This is a genomic window from Streptomyces antimicrobicus, assembly GCF_020532625.1.
Lineage (GTDB): Bacteria > Actinomycetota > Actinomycetes > Streptomycetales > Streptomycetaceae > Streptomyces > Streptomyces antimicrobicus.
Genome location: NZ_JAJAUY010000226.1, coordinates 1 through 5,299 on the forward strand (window position 1 = coordinate 1; position 5,299 = coordinate 5,299).

Here is a 5,299-nt window from a genome sequence, read left to right on the forward strand (position 1 = left end):
CTTCAGAACTAACACAGTGGACGCGAGCAACTGAGGACAAGCCCTCGGCCTATTAGTACCAGTCAGCTCCACCCGTTACCGGGCTTCCACATCTGGCCTATCAACCCAGTCGTCTACTGGGAGCCTTACCCCATCAAGTGGGTGGGAATACTCATCTTGAAGCAGGCTTCCCGCTTAGATGCTTTCAGCGGTTATCCCTCCCGAACGTAGCCAACCAGCCATGCCCTTGGCAGGACAACTGGCACACCAGAGGTTCGTCCGTCCCGGTCCTCTCGTACTAGGGACAGCCCTTCTCAATATTCCTACGCGCACAGCGGATAGGGACCGAACTGTCTCACGACGTTCTAAACCCAGCTCGCGTACCGCTTTAATGGGCGAACAGCCCAACCCTTGGGACCGACTCCAGCCCCAGGATGCGACGAGCCGACATCGAGGTGCCAAACCATCCCGTCGATATGGACTCTTGGGGAAGATCAGCCTGTTATCCCCGGGGTACCTTTTATCCGTTGAGCGACGGCGCTTCCACAAGCCACCGCCGGATCACTAGTCCCGACTTTCGTCCCTGCTCGACCCGTCGGTCTCACAGTCAAGCTCCCTTGTGCACTTACACTCAACACCTGATTGCCAACCAGGCTGAGGGAACCTTTGGGCGCCTCCGTTACCCTTTGGGAGGCAACCGCCCCAGTTAAACTACCCATCAGACACTGTCCCTGATCCGGATCACGGACCGAGGTTAGACATCCAGCACGACCAGAGTGGTATTTCAACGACGACTCCACAACCACTGGCGTGGCCGCTTCAAAGTCTCCCACCTATCCTACACAAGCCGAACCGAACACCAATATCAAACTGTAGTAAAGGTCCCGGGGTCTTTCCGTCCTGCTGCGCGAAACGAGCATCTTTACTCGTAGTGCAATTTCACCGGGCCTATGGTTGAGACAGTCGAGAAGTCGTTACGCCATTCGTGCAGGTCGGAACTTACCCGACAAGGAATTTCGCTACCTTAGGATGGTTATAGTTACCACCGCCGTTTACTGGCGCTTAAGTTCTCAGCTTCGCCCCACCGAAATGGAGCTAACCGGTCCCCTTAACGTTCCAGCACCGGGCAGGCGTCAGTCCGTATACATCGCCTTACGGCTTCGCACGGACCTGTGTTTTTAGTAAACAGTCGCTTCTCGCTGGTCTCTGCGGCCACCCCCAGCTCAGGAAGTAAATTCCATCACCAGGTGTGGCCCCCCTTCTCCCGAAGTTACGGGGGCATTTTGCCGAGTTCCTTAACCATAGTTCACCCGAACGCCTCGGTATTCTCTACCTGACCACCTGAGTCGGTTTAGGGTACGGGCCGCCATGAAACTCGCTAGAGGCTTTTCTCGACAGCATAGGATCATCCACTTCACCACAATCGGCTCGGCATCAGGTCTCAGACTATGTGCACGACGGATTTGCCTACCGTGCGTCCTACACCCTTACCCCGGGACAACCACCGCCCGGGCTGGACTACCTTCCTGCGTCACCCCATCGCTTACCTACTACCACCTTGGGTCAGCGGCTCCACCACTCCCCTTTGACCGAAGTCTCCAGGGCGGCTTCACGGCCTTAGCATTAATGGGCTCGATATTGGGCGTTTCAAAGCGGGTACCGGAATATCAACCGGTTGTCCATCGACTACGCCTGTCGGCCTCGCCTTAGGTCCCGACTTACCCTGGGCAGATCAGCTTGACCCAGGAACCCTTAGTCAATCGGCGCAAGAGTTTCTCACTCTTGTATCGCTACTCATGCCTGCATTCTCACTCGTGAACCGTCCACAACTACCTTCCGGCGCTGCTTCACCCGGCACACGACGCTCCCCTACCCATCACAGCACCCGTTGGGGCTATTGCTGCAATGACACGACTTCGGCGGTACGCTTGAGCCCCGCTACATTGTCGGCGCGGAATCACTTGACCAGTGAGCTATTACGCACTCTTTCAAGGGTGGCTGCTTCTAAGCCAACCTCCTGGTTGTCTCTGCGACTCCACATCCTTTCCCACTTAGCGTACGCTTAGGGGCCTTAGTCGATGCTCTGGGCTGTTTCCCTCTCGACCATGGAGCTTATCCCCCACAGTCTCACTGCCGCGCTCTCACTTACCGGCATTCGGAGTTTGGCTAAGGTCAGTAACCCGGTAGGGCCCATCGCCTATCCAGTGCTCTACCTCCGGCAAGAAACACACGACGCTGCACCTAAATGCATTTCGGGGAGAACCAGCTATCACGGAGTTTGATTGGCCTTTCACCCCTAACCACAGGTCATCCCCCAGGTTTTCAACCCTGGTGGGTTCGGTCCTCCACGAAGTCTTACCTCCGCTTCAACCTGCCCATGGCTAGATCACTCCGCTTCGGGTCTAGAGCGTGCAACTCGATCGCCCTGTTCGGACTCGCTTTCGCTACGGCTTCCCCACACGGGTTAACCTCGCTACACACCGCTAACTCGCAGGCTCATTCTTCAAAAGGCACGCAGTCACGAGGATCCGAAGATCCCGACGCTCCCACGGCTTGTAGGCACACGGTTTCAGGTACTATTTCACTCCGCTCCCGCGGTACTTTTCACCATTCCCTCACGGTACTATCCGCTATCGGTCACCAGGGAATATTTAGGCTTAGCGGGTGGTCCCGCCAGATTCACACGGGATTTCTCGGGCCCCGTGCTACTTGGGAGATGAGCAAGCAAGCCGTACAGATTTCAGCTACGGGGGTCTTACCCTCTACGCCGGACCTTTCGCATGTCCTTCGCCTATCCATACGGTTTCTGACTCGCCTCACAGCCGGCAGACTGTGAAAGCTCATTCCCACAACCCCGCATACGCAACCCCTGCCGGGTCTCACACGTATACGGTTTGGCCTCATCCGGTTTCGCTCGCCACTACTCCCGGAATCACGGTTGTTTTCTCTTCCTGCGGGTACTGAGATGTTTCACTTCCCCGCGTTCCCTCCACACTGCCTATGTGTTCAGCAGCGGGTGACAGCCCATGACGACTGCCGGGTTTCCCCATTCGGACACCCCCGGATCAAAGCTCGGTTGACAGCTCCCCGGGGCCTATCGCGGCCTCCCACGTCCTTCATCGGTTCCTGGTGCCAAGGCATCCACCGTGCGCCCTTAAAAACTTGGCCACAGATGCTCGCGTCCACTGTGTAGTTCTCAAGCAACGACCAGCCACCCATCACCCCGATCCACAAGGGACCGAGTTCACTGGGGCCGGCGTCGAAGGTCCAGCCGAATCGGCCGTACCCTCAGGACCCAACAACGTGCCAGACACGATCCTCGCCACCATCTCCGTGTTCCACGCCGAAGCAGTACTAACAGGAGGCTTTGAAAGACCGTGCCAACTAATCAACGTTCCACCCATGAGCTGACCGTGTGAGACATTCGCTCACAAGCGGTGCTGTGCTCCTTAGAAAGGAGGTGATCCAGCCGCACCTTCCGGTACGGCTACCTTGTTACGACTTCGTCCCAATCGCCAGTCCCACCTTCGACAGCTCCCTCCACAAGGGTTGGGCCACCGGCTTCGGGTGTTACCGACTTTCGTGACGTGACGGGCGGTGTGTACAAGGCCCGGGAACGTATTCACCGCAGCAATGCTGATCTGCGATTACTAGCGACTCCGACTTCATGGGGTCGAGTTGCAGACCCCAATCCGAACTGAGACCGGCTTTTTGAGATTCGCTCCACCTCGCGGTATCGCAGCTCATTGTACCGGCCATTGTAGCACGTGTGCAGCCCAAGACATAAGGGGCATGATGACTTGACGTCGTCCCCACCTTCCTCCGAGTTGACCCCGGCGGTCTCCTGTGAGTCCCCATCACCCCGAAGGGCATGCTGGCAACACAGGACAAGGGTTGCGCTCGTTGCGGGACTTAACCCAACATCTCACGACACGAGCTGACGACAGCCATGCACCACCTGTATACCGACCACAAGGGGGGCACTATCTCTAATGCTTTCCGGTATATGTCAAGCCTTGGTAAGGTTCTTCGCGTTGCGTCGAATTAAGCCACATGCTCCGCCGCTTGTGCGGGCCCCCGTCAATTCCTTTGAGTTTTAGCCTTGCGGCCGTACTCCCCAGGCGGGGAACTTAATGCGTTAGCTGCGGCACGGACGACGTGGAATGTCGCCCACACCTAGTTCCCAACGTTTACGGCGTGGACTACCAGGGTATCTAATCCTGTTCGCTCCCCACGCTTTCGCTCCTCAGCGTCAGTATCGGCCCAGAGATCCGCCTTCGCCACCGGTGTTCCTCCTGATATCTGCGCATTTCACCGCTACACCAGGAATTCCGATCTCCCCTACCGAACTCTAGCCTGCCCGTATCGAATGCAGACCCGGGGTTAAGCCCCGGGCTTTCACATCCGACGCGACAAGCCGCCTACGAGCTCTTTACGCCCAATAATTCCGGACAACGCTTGCGCCCTACGTATTACCGCGGCTGCTGGCACGTAGTTAGCCGGCGCTTCTTCTGCAGGTACCGTCACTTTCGCTTCTTCCCTGCTGAAAGAGGTTTACAACCCGAAGGCCTTCATCCCTCACGCGGCGTCGCTGCATCAGGCTTTCGCCCATTGTGCAATATTCCCCACTGCTGCCTCCCGTAGGAGTCTGGGCCGTGTCTCAGTCCCAGTGTGGCCGGTCGCCCTCTCAGGCCGGCTACCCGTCGTCGCCTTGGTAGGCCATTACCCCACCAACAAGCTGATAGGCCGCGGGATCATCCTGCACCGCCGGAGCTTTCCACCACCGACCATGCGGTCAGCAGTCATATCCGGTATTAGACCTCGTTTCCAAGGCTTGTCCCAGAGTGCAGGGCAGATTTCCCACGTGTTACTCACCCGTTCGCCACTAATCCACCCCGAAGGGCTTCATCGTTCGACTTGCATGTGTTAAGCACGCCGCCAGCGTTCGTCCTGAGCCAGGATCAAACTCTCCGTGAATGTTTACCCGTAATCGGGTGCACACCACGAGAGCGGGACAGCACCACCGGAATGAGGTGGCCTGTCCACAGCGTCCTCGCTGTGTTGTTGCCTCCCGACCCCGAAGGATCCGAAGGACTTTCAAAGGAACCTCGTCTCAGAGAGACGGGGTATCAACATATCTGGCGTTGATTTTTGGCACGCTGTTGAGTTCTCAAGGTGCGGACGCTTCCTTCGTTCCCGTTTCCGGGCCCTCCGGGCGCTTCCTTCGTTCTTGCTGTCTTGCGTTTCCGACTCTATCAGATCTTTTCGGACCCGATTTCCTCGGTGCTTTCCGGTTCCGGCGCTTTCGCGCTTTTCCCTT

General features: G+C 57.4%; 2 rRNA genes. Both read right to left on the bottom strand.

The features are described from left to right. Positions 1-32: 32 nt before the first annotated feature. A 23S ribosomal RNA gene (locus LG632_RS29355) occupies positions 33-3,147 on the bottom strand. A gap of 285 nt (positions 3,148-3,432) precedes the next feature. Further along, positions 3,433-4,956 (bottom strand): 16S ribosomal RNA (locus tag LG632_RS29360). Together the 16S and 23S rRNA genes form the textbook arrangement of a ribosomal RNA operon. Between the last annotated feature and the right edge of the window lie 343 nt (positions 4,957-5,299).